The 12829-nt window shown below is 42.2% G+C and carries 12 protein-coding genes; all 12 read right to left on the bottom strand.

The window, feature by feature from the left end:
* Nucleotides 1-157 precede the first annotated feature (157 nt).
* Nucleotides 158-751, bottom strand: coding sequence for a precorrin-2 dehydrogenase/sirohydrochlorin ferrochelatase family protein (locus CDH51_RS14630; protein WP_100629232.1), 594 nt, complete (start codon nucleotides 749-751; stop codon nucleotides 158-160).
* 305 nt (nucleotides 752-1056) lie between these two features.
* Nucleotides 1057-1830, bottom strand: coding sequence for a uroporphyrinogen-III C-methyltransferase (cobA, locus tag CDH51_RS14625; RefSeq protein ID WP_100629231.1), 774 nt, complete (start codon nucleotides 1828-1830; stop codon nucleotides 1057-1059).
* On the bottom strand, nucleotides 1827-3926 hold the full coding sequence (locus tag CDH51_RS14620) for a HEPN domain-containing protein (protein ID WP_100629230.1): 2100 nt from the start codon (nucleotides 3924-3926) through the stop codon (nucleotides 1827-1829). The genes cobA and CDH51_RS14620 overlap by 4 nt, the downstream gene beginning before the upstream one ends.
* 243 nt (nucleotides 3927-4169) lie before the next feature.
* A complete protein-coding gene (locus CDH51_RS14615; RefSeq protein ID WP_100629460.1) occupies nucleotides 4170-5429 on the bottom strand; it encodes a sulfate adenylyltransferase subunit 1 in 1260 nt (419 codons plus the stop codon).
* A 300-nt stretch (nucleotides 5430-5729) separates the two neighbouring features.
* A complete protein-coding gene (cysD, locus tag CDH51_RS14610) occupies nucleotides 5730-6629 on the bottom strand; it encodes a sulfate adenylyltransferase subunit CysD (protein ID WP_100629229.1) in 900 nt (299 codons plus the stop codon).
* A 249-nt stretch (nucleotides 6630-6878) separates the two neighbouring features.
* Nucleotides 6879-7580 carry a phosphoadenylyl-sulfate reductase gene (locus CDH51_RS14605; RefSeq protein WP_100629228.1) on the bottom strand — a complete coding sequence of 234 codons (702 nt, stop codon included), beginning with the start codon at nucleotides 7578-7580 and terminating at the stop codon, nucleotides 6879-6881.
* Nucleotides 7552-7830: a DUF2061 domain-containing protein gene (locus CDH51_RS14600; protein WP_024283596.1), complete on the bottom strand. Its 279-nt coding sequence runs from the start codon at nucleotides 7828-7830 to the stop codon at nucleotides 7552-7554. Before CDH51_RS14600 ends, CDH51_RS14605 begins: the two co-directional genes overlap by 29 nt.
* Nucleotides 7831-7906: 76 nt before the next feature.
* Nucleotides 7907-8320: an RrF2 family transcriptional regulator gene (locus CDH51_RS14595; RefSeq protein ID WP_100629227.1), complete on the bottom strand. Its 414-nt coding sequence runs from the start codon at nucleotides 8318-8320 to the stop codon at nucleotides 7907-7909.
* A 91-nt stretch (nucleotides 8321-8411) separates the two neighbouring features.
* Complete coding sequence (locus CDH51_RS14590) at nucleotides 8412-9176, bottom strand: hypothetical protein (protein ID WP_100629226.1); 765 nt, start codon at nucleotides 9174-9176, stop codon at nucleotides 8412-8414.
* A complete protein-coding gene (locus CDH51_RS14585) occupies nucleotides 9173-10258 on the bottom strand; it encodes a hypothetical protein (protein ID WP_100629225.1) in 1086 nt (361 codons plus the stop codon). The genes CDH51_RS14590 and CDH51_RS14585 overlap by 4 nt, the downstream gene beginning before the upstream one ends.
* 54 nt (nucleotides 10259-10312) lie before the next feature.
* Nucleotides 10313-10537, bottom strand: coding sequence for a hypothetical protein (locus tag CDH51_RS14580; RefSeq protein ID WP_100629224.1), 225 nt, complete (start codon nucleotides 10535-10537; stop codon nucleotides 10313-10315).
* A 382-nt stretch (nucleotides 10538-10919) separates the two neighbouring features.
* On the bottom strand, nucleotides 10920-12806 hold the full coding sequence (gene htpG, locus CDH51_RS14575; RefSeq protein WP_100629223.1) for a molecular chaperone HtpG: 1887 nt from the start codon (nucleotides 12804-12806) through the stop codon (nucleotides 10920-10922).
* Nucleotides 12807-12829: the final 23 nt, after the last annotated feature.

The raw sequence follows: 12829 nt of genomic DNA, 5'->3' as shown, positions 1-12829 counted from the left end.
TCTTCCGAAAACGTGTAAAAAATCACATAATCGGAACTTAAGATGTGATTTTATAGCTAATCGACCAGAAGTGAACAGGTGACAAGACCTCTAACCCACCTATAACATACCACTTCTAAAATCTTGATACCAGCTACTAGATACCGAAATCTTGTGTCTAATGTCTTGTGTCTAACATCTCTTTCTTCACCAACCCCTCCGTCACCTCATTCATCGCCTTGACTTTGTACTCAAAATCTCCTTTGAGCGTGGCCCGATAAGCATTGAGATTTTCGAGTAAATCATCAATCTCATCGGGAAGCACTTCCTCAAGCAATTGACGGAGTCGCTTAGCGGTAGTGGGTGATTTTCCGTTGGTGGAAATGGCAATCTTGAGATTTCCTTTGGTTACAATCCCCCCCAGATAAAAGTCGCAAAGCTCCGGTGTATCGGCTACATTGACCAAAAGAAAGCGCTCTTTTGCCTCATTCCGGATTTGTCGATTCACTGCTTTGTCATCCGTGGCTGCGATAACAATATGCTTTCCTCCCAGATACTTTTCATGGTAGGAATCTTCGATAAGGGTAACCGTCTCTTTTCCTTCCGCCAATTCCAAAAACTCGGGGCGGAAAAACTTGGAAACCACAGTCACTTGAGCTTCAGGACTTGATTTAAGCAGAAATTCAAGCTTTTCGGTTGCCACAAATCCACCTCCGATCAGGAGTACGTTGAGTTTGTGGACTTTGAGAAATATGGGGTAGAGATGGTTCATTTTTTTTTAGAAACGAGATATTAGATACAAGAAGAAAGACTTTTGAAATGCTGAAGAAATACGGTGGAAATACTTTAGAAATAAGCTCGATGAAGTCGAGCTAAATATTTTGGTTGAGACAGTATCTTGTACACTGTTGGTCTGCTTCTCCAGAAGCAGCAATCAATAAATCCACATAGTCCTGCTTCTGGAGAAGCAGCATAACCGAAGTGATATTTCGTAATAGGCCTATTTCGCGACCGAAGGGAGCCTATTTCACCGAGCAACGCGAGGTATATTTCCATGGTATTTCGCAAAGTGTGTTTCTACCGTATTTCCATTTTCACAAACTCCCGATACACCTCCGCCAATCGAATACTTTCCCGCACTACCTCACCTACAATGATTACTGCCGGAGCTTCGACTTGGTTTTCCAATGCTTTTTGCTCGATATCATGAATGAAACCTGCGGTAATTTTTTCTTCTCGTGTGGTTCCACTTTGAATGATAGCTACTGGGAGCTTGGCTTTTCCTGCCTTTCGATAGGTTTCTGATATGTCAGCCAGTTTTTTTGTTCCCATGAGGATCACCACAGTAGCGGTTGACTGAGCAGCAAGTGCCAAATCACAGGATAGTTCCCCCGCTGTCGTGGTACCTGTAACCACCCAGAAACTCTCAGATATGCCTCTTTTGGTTACCGGAATTCCCGCACTCGCTGGCACGGCAATGGCTGAAGTGATCCCGGGAACCACAGCAGTTGGAATTCCAAATGCCTCGATATACTCGATTTCTTCCCCACCCCGACCAAAGACGAAGGGATCACCGCCTTTTAGTCGGACCACATGCCCATGCTTTTTTGCCATTTCCACACAGAGTTGATTCGTGTCTTCCTGTGGAGTGCTGTGCTTTCCGACTCTCTTTCCTACGAAAATCTTCAAAGCCGTAGCTGGTGCATGCTTCAACAATACCGGGTCAATCAGAGCATCATACAAGACCACATCGGCAGTATTCAAGGCCAAAATTCCTTTCAAAGTCATCAGTTCCGGATCTCCGGGACCGGCACCGACCAGGGTTACTTTTGGATGGATGATTGTTCTCATGCCTCTACCTCCTCTTCCCGATAGGTTTTCAGCAATCCGTAGATTTCCATCGCTTGCTTGCCGTAAGCCTTGGCGAATTCTTCGCTTGGTTCCTGCTGATTGATCTGATAGACTTTTTCCGCAAAGGTCCCTTCCAGTTGGATTTTGCCGGTTTCGACAAACTTCTTGTCAAACAAGCTGATGATATTCGCATAGCTATTCGTGCTGATGTCTTCACTGAGCAAAAGTGCCTTGGCCGCATTGATCAGCCCAGCATAGTGGTGGTAAATGCTATCTGACCAGCGACCCTGCTCGAGTGCTTCCTGACCTAAATCCAGCTTTTCCAAAGCTTCCAAAAGCAAAGTCGCCACCAAATCAATCACCACACCCGCACATTCACCGACTCCAACTGCCACCTCGTAAGCTTCCTGATGTCCCCAATCCACCGAGTCGGATTCAGTCACTGTGGAGGCATCGCTGAGTTCCTTCAGCAAGTCGTAGAAGTACATTTGGCCTTGTTGATCGTAATAGCTGAGGAAGTCTTTCCCTTCGGCATTTCTCTCAAAATCCTCCAGCAAAACCCGCAAAGCCTGAGGGCCTCGACGGCTCGGAATTTTGGTGACTTTATCGGCAAATCTACCATTGCCATCTCCGAGATTTCCCCCGCCCAAGAGCACTTGAAGGGCAGGAATTATGGTTTTACCTACCTTCATAGACATGCCCTGAAAACCGATATGAGCCATGTTGTGCTGTCCGCAAGCATTCATGCAACCTGAGATTTTGATCACCAAATCCCGGTTGCTTAGATACTGAGGATACTCCTGCTCGATGACTTTTTCCAGCTCTTTCGCAATTCCTGTCGAGCTGGCAATTCCCAAATTACAGGTATCGGTGCCAGGGCAGGCGGTGATATCGCCCAGAGAATTGTATCCACGTTGAGCCAGATTGATTTTTTTCAATTCTTGATAAAAGAAAGGAACCAAATCGGCTCGCACATCCCGAATAAGAATGTTTTGACGAAGTGTAAAGCGAACTTCTCCCGCGGCATACTTTTCCACCAAATCAGCCAAAGGTCTAGCCTGATCTAGGTAAAAATCCCCCAAAGGTACCCGAACACCAATCGAAACGAAGCCATCCTGCTTTTGCGGGAGTACATTGGTCAGCTTCCAAAGCTCAAAGTCTAAACCTAATTCGGCGGGATTGACTTCAACTCTTGTAGGATTGGGAAGGGAAGGCGATTCCTGATCTTCGAATTGGAGAGGAAAAGAGTGGAATGGAAGTGCTTTTCTCTCCTTTTCCACCAAGTCCAAAAAGGCTTCAATTCCAATTTCCTTCACCAAAAACTTCATCCGAGCCTTATTTCTTCTTGCCCTTTCTCCGTGCCTATCAAAAATCCGCAATACCGCTTCGATAAAGGGAATCAATTGATCCGTCTCCAAAAACTCTGTGATCAGATCTCCATGTCTCGGCTGGGAACCCAAACCTCCGCCCAGTAGAACTTTGAAGCCACGAACTTGCTTTCCATCGACTTCCTTTACTTTTGGGATAAAGCCCAGGTCATGCATGTAAGCCAAACCGGTGTCTTCATCGGAGGAAGAAAACGCCATTTTGAATTTCCGCCCCATTTCCTGGCAAATCGGATTTCTCAGGAAATACCGGAAGGTGCCATCGGCGTATGGAGTCACATCAAAGGGTTCTTTCGGATCGATACCTGCAGTTTCCGAAGCTGTGACATTGCGAACTGTATTGCCACAAGCCTCCCGAAGCGTGACATCATCCTTCTCCAACTCCGCCCAAAGCTGCGGAGTGCGATCCAAGCTCACGTAGTGAATCTGAATATCTTGTCTTGTGGTGATGTGTAGCCTACCCGTGGAATACTCTTCCGAAACCTTGCAAATTCTACGCAACTGAGCGGAGGTAGCTCTTCCATAAGGAAGTTTGATGCGAACCATCTGCACCCCTTGCTGACGCTGCCCATAGACACCCCGTGCTAGACGAAGGCTTCGGAATTTCTCCTCATCGATTTTCCCTTCCCGGAAAAGGGCAATTTTGCGCTCCAATTCGACGATGTCCCGTTCTACTAGAGGGTTTTCCAGTTCGGTTCGAAAGCTGTGCATGTTACAATATTTTTAAACCCTATCGGTTTTATAGGATTTAGGTTTTTAGAAAAAGCCAAGACAGGGTCATGGCTGTGGTTAGTTCGAAGTTCTTTGTTTGAGGTTGACTGCCTCCGTGAGTGTCCCCACTCACGGTATTGATCAATTCCGGATATCGAATGTTGAACACCGAATGTTGAACCTGCCTACCGCAGGTAGGTATCAAAGTCTTATGTCTTGCTTCTGGTGTCTAGCCTCTAGCTTTTACTCAATAAATCCCACCGAGACTGTATCAAAACTTCCTTCATCTATCAGGATAAAGGCTCCGTTGGACTTATTGCTATGGTAAGAATCGAAGTGAACAGGCTTACTTAGTCTAAGCTGAACCTTACCAATATCATTGAGCTTCAATTGATCGCTTTCTTCAGCCCCTGAAAAGTCTGCATGAACTTTCGCTTCAATACGGTCAACCTTAGCCAAAACCCGATTCACTCCATGCTGCAAAATGTACTTTTGGCCCACTCGGAGATTTTTAGCATTAACTTGACAAAGCGTAGCTGATATAAATTTTTCACTCCGTGGTTCCTCGCCAACTTTTACAATCATATCTCCCCTGCTGCAATCCACCTCATCTTCGAGTGTAATGACAATAGAAGATCCCGGTGCGGCAGAATCCAACTTTTGATCAAAGAAATGAATGCTTTTAACTGTGGTTTCATTGCCTGAGGGAAGCACACTGACACGGTCTCCAACCTTCAGAAAGTTTCCATACAATTTTCCCGAAAAGCCTCTAAAATCATGGAAGGCTTCGGTCTTTGGCCGAACTACGTATTGCACTGGAAATCTCGCGGTAGTGCTCTCCTGCAAATCTTCAGGTTCTAATACTTCCAAATGATCCAAGAGCGTATTTCCAACATACCAAGGCATTTCCTTTGACTGCCGAGCGATATTTTCCCCTTTCAGGGCTGAAACTGGAATAAAGGTTATCTGCTCTTCGGAGAAATTGCTTTTCTCCACCAAGGCACCAAAATCAGCCTTGATTTTCAAAAATACATCTTCGCTGTAATCCACTAAGTCCATTTTATTGATAGCCACCACCACATGACTCATGCGGAGGAGATTGGCGATGAAAAAATGCCGATAGGTCTGCTCGATGACCCCTTTTCTGGCATCGATCAGGATGATGGCGACTTGAGAAGTGGAGGCACCTGTGACCATGTTTCGGGTATATTCCACATGACCCGGAGTATCCGCTACGATGAAGTTGGTTTTGGCAGTGTTAAAATAAATGTGCGCTACATCAATGGTGATCCCCTGTTCCCGCTCAGCCACCAATCCATCTGTGGCTAGGGAAAAGTCCAGGTAATCGTAGCCACGTTGCTTACTATTTCGCTCAATCGCTTCGATCTTGTCTGTAGTTAGCGAATCCGTATCGTACAGCAATCGCCCAATCAGGGTGCTTTTACCATCATCCACCGAGCCTGCGGTAGCGATTTTGATTAGTTTTCGGTTTTGTATGTCCATTTTATTAAGTTTCCTAGAGTAAGCTTTATTCACCTTTATTTTTCAATGATGCAGAAATTCGAATAATCCCCTAAAAAGATACGCTTCGCGAGATACTTAGAAGATAATTCCTCCATCTATCTCTGTTTTAGCGGTATCTCTTTTTATCTGCATAGCTATCTTTTTTAAGATATGCTTTGCGAGATATTGAGGAGATATTTTGAATATTTTATATATCTCAGCTTTAGCTATATCTTTTTTATCTGCGCAGCTATCTTTTCAAATCATGTCTTGCTTCTTGCATCTAGAATCTTCTGCCTATTAAAAATACCCAACTTTCTTCCTGGTCTCCATCGCGGCTTCTGATCGCTTGTCGTCGATTCTTGCTCCCCGCTCGGAGATAGTGGATTCCCGAATTTCAGCAACCACATCATCAAGGGAAGTAGCTTCTGAAAGCACAGCTGCGGTACAAGTCATGTCCCCTACGGTTCTGAATCGAACCCACTTCTCGATGACTTTTTCATGAGCCTCTCGGTACACATGTTCATTAGCAGTCCAGATCAAGCCATCACGGAAAAACACCTCCCGCTTATGGGCAAAGTAAATACTGGGGATTGCGATATTTTCAGTTCGAATATATTCCCAAACGTCCAGTTCAGTCCAGTTGGAAATCGGAAAGACACGGACGTTTTGACCTACTTGAATTTTCCCATTGAGCATATCGAAAAGCTCAGGACGCTGGTTTTTTTCATCCCATTGTCCAAAATCATCCCGCACGGAAAATACCCGCTCCTTTGCTCGTGCTTTTTCCTCATCTCTTCTTGCCCCACCGATACAAGCGTCAAATTTAAATTCCTCGATCGCATCCAAAAGCGTGGTAGTCTGAAGGCTATTTCGGCTGGCATAGCGTCCTTTTTCTTCACTTACTTTCCCCTGATCGATGGAGTCCTGTACCTTGCGCACAATCAGTTCCAGGCCAAGCTCGGCAACCAACTGATCACGAAACTCAATCGTCTCGGGGAAATTGTGCCCGGTGTCCACATGTAAGAGTGGAAAAGGGATTTTGGCAGGGTAAAAGGCTTTTTGAGCCAATCTCACCAAAGTGATGGAATCTTTACCACCTGAAAAAAGCAATACTGGTCGCTCAAACTGCGCCGCCACTTCCCTCAGGATATGGATCGATTCTGCTTCTTTGGGGTTAGGTATGAATAGGTTTGACATAGGATTTACGATTTTTGAAACCTTCGATGTTAGATATTTAGCGTTCGGTGTTCATTATTTTTTTCAACATTTCGGCATCTTGATTCAATATCGAATTTCGAATGATGAACACCGAATGTCGAAAGCTCATCGGTCATCCGTCATTGCGATCCCGAGAATCGGGAGAAGCAATCTCAATTTTCACTTTTTAATCTAAGAGACTGCTTCGTCGTGCCTCCTCGCAGTGACGTCAACACGAGGTCTTGTGTCTTATTTCACATGAAGTCCACACTCCTTCTTCGAGTCCTCCCACCACCATCTTCCGGCGCGGGCATCTTCTCCAGGAAGAATCGCTCGAGTACAAGGAGCGCAACCTATACTGATAAATCCTTTATTATGAAGTGGATTATAAGGGATCTTGTATTTGTCGATATAGGCTATCATCTCGTCAAAAGACCAATCCAATAAAGGATTATACTTTAAGATCTGATTGACTTCGTCCCATTCAATACGTTTCATAGCATGGCGATTGGGACTTTGCTCGGCCCGAAGGCCAGTTACCCAAACTTCATTTCCTGCCAAAGCTCTTTTCAAAGGCTCCACTTTTCGCACATAGCAGCAGGATTTGCGATTTTCGACCGATTCATAAAATCCGTTGATTCCCATATCAGAGACAAGCCTTTCCACAGAGGTAGTTTCTGGATAAAAGACCTTGATGCGTGTCTTATACTTACTTTCGGTTCGAGCCAAAAGCTCCAAAGTCTCCGGAAACAACCTACCCGTATCCAGGGAAAAGATCTGAATAGGGAGATTTTGTGAAGCGATCAATTGCGTGATCACCTGATCCTCTTGGCCGAGTGAAGTGGAGAAAACCACCTTCTCCGGAAAGAGATCCGCGATCAGCGCCAAGCCTTCTCCAGCGCTTAATTGGTTCAAGCGGCGTTCAAGATCTTGCATATTCTTTTTCTGCATCTGCTGTTTTGGTTTTGGTGGCTGTCTCCCATACCCGCTCATGGAGATAGTAAAGTAAAATCTTCGAGATCACCTCTACCGATCCGATGGATAGAGCCATAGTCAACTGACCGGTAATGATGAATGAAATGATGATGGTGTCCAAAGTTCCGACGATTCGCCAGGAAACGGACTTTAGCAAGCTCTTCAGATTGCTGTCTTTTCCGGGCTTAGTCTCGAATACCTTTTTGAGTGGTTGGTCTAGAATCATGCGTCTTTCACGAATTATGAAAGCAAAAGTATATAAACCCTATCTTTTTTATAGACTTTATAGGGAAAAATTTTTGTTAAGTTTTTAAAATATCTTCTAAGGTCTTGTTTTCCAGAATTTTAAGTGTCTCGTCACGAACCTGAATCATGACCTTATTGATGCCGCAAGTGGCCTCATCCTTGCATTCGGAGCAAGGTTCGTAGTAGTTGAGGCTGACACAGGGAAGCAAGGCGATAGGGCCATCGAGGAGCCGAATCACGCGAGAAAGCGGGATGTCTTTGGGTTCTTTGATCAGGTAGTAGCCTCCGCCTTTGCCCTTTTTGCTGCCGAGGTAGCCTGCTTTTCGGAGTTCGAGCAGGATATTTTCGAGAAACTTATGAGAAATCCCATGCTCCTCGGCAATATCATGAATCAATACTGTTTTTTCATCCCGATGCTTGCCGAGATAGGTGAGAGCATGAAGGGCGTACTTGGTCTTTTTGGAAAGCATAAACAAAAATAAACCAATTCTTGAAATAGACTAGTATGGTGGTGGTGATAAGACGGCAAATCTAAACAGTTAAAAATTTTTGAAATATTAATTATTGTAAGAAATTACTTAAAGCTATTTTTTTAATACTACCATTTAAATCGCGTCTTAGAAGAGATAAATTAAAACTAAATATATCCCATTGGTATTCATGTCCCTCTGGAAGTTTTACTTCTTTAAAGCTAACTAAATTCATTCCTACAATATGGACAATCAATTTTACTTCATCCAAAATGTAGATATTTCCATTTCTTAATAAAATCGTTCTATGAGGAGGATAAATAAAATGTTGAGGATCCACGAATCCTGGATATTTCATCCCGACTAAAATCTCTTTGCTCTTATTAGTGCCTCTCAGAGTAAGCTTATAAGATTGTCGATCATAAGATTCGTAGAAAAGCATTAAATCGTCTATTTTGAAAACGAGGTTTTTATGAATATTTGTACCAAAGGAAGGCTTATCAAATGGAGAGATTAAGTTTTCAGTCAGTTTGAAAATTTTTTTATTAACAACTTTTACTTTGACAAGATTTTCAGGTCCTAATAAAATAAAAAACTCTGATTGATTAATTCTCCAAATAGATGAAATAGAATAATCAAAAATCATTTCATCAATTACTAATCCATTGGATTTTAGTCGAATGGCAATTTCAAGAGGAACTCTTGCGGGATTGGAATGTGATGTGGTAATAACAGAAACTAATTCAAGGTTACCATTAATGTCAAATTTAAAATTTTCGGTATCCTCTTGAATTGATTGGAGAAAAAATCGTTCAAAAAAAAGAATGGTTAAGAGGAATATTAGTTTAAAACTCATATTTTAATTAAATCAACATAAGCATTATAAATAAAATAATCTTCTCCAAGGTAATTTTCACATATTCCGGACAACAAAAATCCAGTAGGTGTTGGGAGTGCAAACGACCAATCCGAATTGTAAATATCACTTACTTCAATTTCTTCAATCTTTTCAAGGTTTTTATCAAATAAAATTACAGAATATTTCCTATCGCAAGCATCCTTCGAGTTAACCGATAATTCATGGATTACTATTCTAGAAAAAATATCTAAATCCTCGTGATATGAAATTGGCCCATATTTGTTGGAATAATAAAACAATTTAAAAACCTCATAACGATCTTCACGATCAGAAAAAGGCGCAGGCAATTTAAAAATATTACTTTCGACTTTTTTTGATTCAAAATCATTAAAATCATCGAGGCTATATGAAATCAAATCATCACTCAATGGATATCCAACAATTAATTTATCCCCATAAATCAGGTTAAACGGAATTTGAAACTCCTTCGGATAATTTCCCTTGGCTTCCAGGATTTCTTTGGGATAGGACCCGAAAAAATCAGTGACTTTCATTTGACTATAATCATAAACTCCAAAAGTGGTTAACTTTTCATCTATCATTTCCTTTGGAAAATAGGAGAGGTCTCCTTTTGTTAGAGAAATAATCATTTTAGAAGGGGAAATAAAATGACCGCTTGATTTCCGATTATCAACTATAAAATAATCTGAAAGGTTAAGTGGATAGTATGTTGCCTTTCCATCTGCAAATTCAATAAATCCATTCCTTTTCTCAGAATGCCCTATAATCGAATTTTTAAATTGATTTAATGAAATTGTCCCTATATCATTGGCCTCATAGTCTGGAAATTCAATGATAGAATCACTTGAGAAGTTTAATTCATCTAATACTAATATTTTATTGGAAACATTTGTAATAAAGGCCATATTTCCCCACTTAAAGGTGGTAGAAAATTGGGTGGAAAATTCAACAGGAATTGAAGTAGTAAACTGGTTTTTCAATACTATTTTATAATTGGTTGTCTTTTTGCCTTGGCATCCAGCTAAAAGACAAAGCAGGAATAGAAATAATGTCTTCATATAAAAACACCTGCCCTTAAGGACAGGTGATATTTGTTTAAAATTAATTTCTAATTATGGAGCTATTATAGGTGCAGGGACGGATTGGTACGTACCTATGGTACAAGTTCCAAATAGTGTTTTTTCGCACTTCTCCACGGCATATATTGCACCGTTTAATACAACCGCTTCTTTAAATTTCCATTCACCTTTGTCGTCAATATACTGGGCAGAGGAAGGATTAACTGCATAGGTGCAAAGAATTAAAATGAACCCACATGCGTAAAATAAGTTTTTCATAGTCTTTTTTTGATTTGAAAATTTCTTTTAAAAAGTTCGCCGCGCGATTAACTTGAACTAAATATAGTGTCCCCCCATCTTTTTGTCAAGAAGAAACGAATAAATTTTTTTCAAGAATCCATAACTAGTTGAGAATCAAATACAATAATTTTAGTTCACGGAATATTTCAATTTTCAACTTTTGAAAATCAATTGGTTGATAAGTGGATTGTTTTTAGGTATTAAACTGGAAAAATTAGAGACGAACAGCATTAAAGCAAAAATCCCCGGCGTATCGACGGGGATTGGGATTAACCTTTGGGGGTTTGAAACCCCCGATGCTTTTAATATAGGGAAAATCATAAAATAACTTCGAGGTCTTTGAGACCTCAAAGATCTCTAACTAAATCATCTCCACACTTCGCTTCACAAAGGCAGTCAGATCCTTGCCGGTCAGCAAGCCCTGAGACAGCATCGCCAAGTCAAAGGCCTGCTTGGCAAGCTTAAGTTGGGCTTCTTCGTCGTCTGATTTGAGGATTTTGTCTACCACAGGATGGTTGCCGTTGATGGCGACTTTGTAGCTGTCAGGCAGGCTTCCGTAGAAACTCATCGGTCCGCCACCGGTCTGCGCCATGTCTTTCATACGGCGCATCCACTCCTCCATGGTGATGGTCACGGGCATTTCCTCGGGACTCAAGCCTTCGATCTCTACCGAATAGGACTTGTTATCGATCGCTTTTTCGAAGAGTTCCTTCACCTGCTTGCTTTGATCTTCGGTGAGCAAGTTGGCATAGGAATCTTCTTTTTGGATCAGCTTCTCTACCACATCGGCATCCACACGCTTCAGTTGGGTTTTGTCAAGCTTGGTTTCGATATGCTGGATAAAGTGACTATCGATCGGCGAATCCAAGACTAACACATCGTAATCCTTCTTATTGGCCGAAGCGATAAAGCCATCCTGCTTATCTACATCCGTGGCATACAAGAAAATGGTCTGATCGTCTTTGTTCGTCTGAATAGCTTTTACTTTCTCTGTGTATTCATCTAAGGTGAAGTATTCGTCCTTAGTATTTTTTAGGAGCGTAAACTCTTTCCCTTTTTCGTAGAATTTATCTTCAGAGATCATGCCGTACTTCACAAAAAGGCCGATGTCATTCCACTTGGCCTCGTAGGCTTTGCGGTCTTTTTTGTACAATTCAGAAAGCTTGTCCGCTACCTTTTTCGTGATGTAGTTATTGATCTTTTTCACATTTCCATCCGCCTGCAAAAAGCTTCGTGATACGTTCAATGGAATATCCGGAGAATCAATTACCCCGTGAAGCAACATCAGAAACTCGGGCACAATGTCCTTTACCTCGTCGGTAATAAATACCTGACGGCTGAAAAGTTTGATCTTGTTTCGTTGCAATTCAAACTCATTCTTGACCTTCGGGAAATACAATACACCAGTCAGATTGAATGGATAGTCTACATTCAGGTGAATCCAGAAAAGCGGATCCTCAGACATTGGATAGAGCTCCTTGTAGAAATTCAGGTAATCCTCATCTTTCAAATCACTGGGCGACTTGGTCCAAATAGGGGAAGTGGTATTGATGATATTGTCCACTTCGACAGACTTATATTTTTTCTCGCCCTTGTCATCTACGCCATCCTCTACGGATTCGCTTTTGGTGCCAAACTTGATCGGTACAGGCAGGAATTTGCAGTATTTATCCAATATACCCTGCAGCTTCCACTTGTCTAGGAACTCCTCAGAATCTTCATTGATGTGAAGAATGATGTCCGTACCGCGGGTCTTGCGATTACCTTTTTTGATCTCAAATTCGGTCGTACCGTCACAAGTCCAAATGGCCGGCTCTGCCCCCTCCTGAAAAGAAAGTGTGTGAATCTCTACATTTTTAGCAACCATAAAGGCCGAGTAGAAGCCCAAACCAAACTTACCGATGATCTCATTGGCATCTTTGGCGTCCTTGAACTTCTCCACAAATTCAGTAGCGCCAGAAAAGGCAATCTGATTGATGTACTTTTTGATCTCCTCGGCAGTCATCCCCAGACCTTTGTCAGAGATGGTGATGGTTTTCTTTTTCTCGTCGAAGGAAACCTCCACGGTGATATCACCCAATTCGCCAGTGTACTGACCTAATGTCGCGAGGCGTTTGATTTTTTGGGTAGCATCTACCGCATTGGAAACCAATTCGCGAAGAAAAATCTCATGATCTGAATAGAGGAATTTTTTGATAATGGGGAAAATATTCTCGGTATGAATCGAGATGGTACCTTTTTCCTGCATGGTATAAATCGTTTTAGTGAATA

This window comes from Algoriphagus formosus, from assembly GCF_002807035.1.
In the GTDB taxonomy this organism is placed as follows: Bacteria; Bacteroidota; Bacteroidia; order Cytophagales; family Cyclobacteriaceae; genus Algoriphagus; species Algoriphagus formosus.
The sequence above is the reverse complement of the archived record's forward strand: the minus strand, read 5'-3'. Positions and strand labels throughout refer to the sequence as shown.

Excerpts from the sequence above, each read along its gene's own strand:
- CDH51_RS14620 (WP_100629230.1), bottom strand. The coding sequence starts at position 3,926 with ATGCACAGCTTTCGAACCGAACTGGAAAACCCTCTAGTAGAACGGGAC.
- CDH51_RS14580 (WP_100629224.1), bottom strand. The coding sequence starts at position 10,537 with ATGAAAAACTTATTTTACGCATGTGGGTTCATTTTAATTCTTTGCACC.
- CDH51_RS14585 (WP_100629225.1), bottom strand. The coding sequence starts at position 10,258 with ATGAAGACATTATTTCTATTCCTGCTTTGTCTTTTAGCTGGATGCCAA.
- CDH51_RS14590 (WP_100629226.1), bottom strand. The coding sequence starts at position 9,176 with ATGAGTTTTAAACTAATATTCCTCTTAACCATTCTTTTTTTTGAACGA.
- cysD (WP_100629229.1), bottom strand. The coding sequence starts at position 6,629 with ATGTCAAACCTATTCATACCTAACCCCAAAGAAGCAGAATCGATCCAT.
- CDH51_RS14615 (WP_100629460.1), bottom strand. The coding sequence starts at position 5,429 with ATGGACATACAAAACCGAAAACTAATCAAAATCGCTACCGCAGGCTCG.
- CDH51_RS14600 (WP_024283596.1), bottom strand. The coding sequence starts at position 7,830 with ATGATTCTAGACCAACCACTCAAAAAGGTATTCGAGACTAAGCCCGGA.
- CDH51_RS14595 (WP_100629227.1), bottom strand. The coding sequence starts at position 8,320 with ATGCTTTCCAAAAAGACCAAGTACGCCCTTCATGCTCTCACCTATCTC.
- cobA (WP_100629231.1), bottom strand. The coding sequence starts at position 1,830 with ATGAGAACAATCATCCATCCAAAAGTAACCCTGGTCGGTGCCGGTCCC.
- CDH51_RS14630 (WP_100629232.1), bottom strand. The coding sequence starts at position 751 with ATGAACCATCTCTACCCCATATTTCTCAAAGTCCACAAACTCAACGTA.
- CDH51_RS14605 (WP_100629228.1), bottom strand. The coding sequence starts at position 7,580 with ATGCAGAAAAAGAATATGCAAGATCTTGAACGCCGCTTGAACCAATTA.
- htpG (WP_100629223.1), bottom strand. The coding sequence starts at position 12,806 with ATGCAGGAAAAAGGTACCATCTCGATTCATACCGAGAATATTTTCCCC.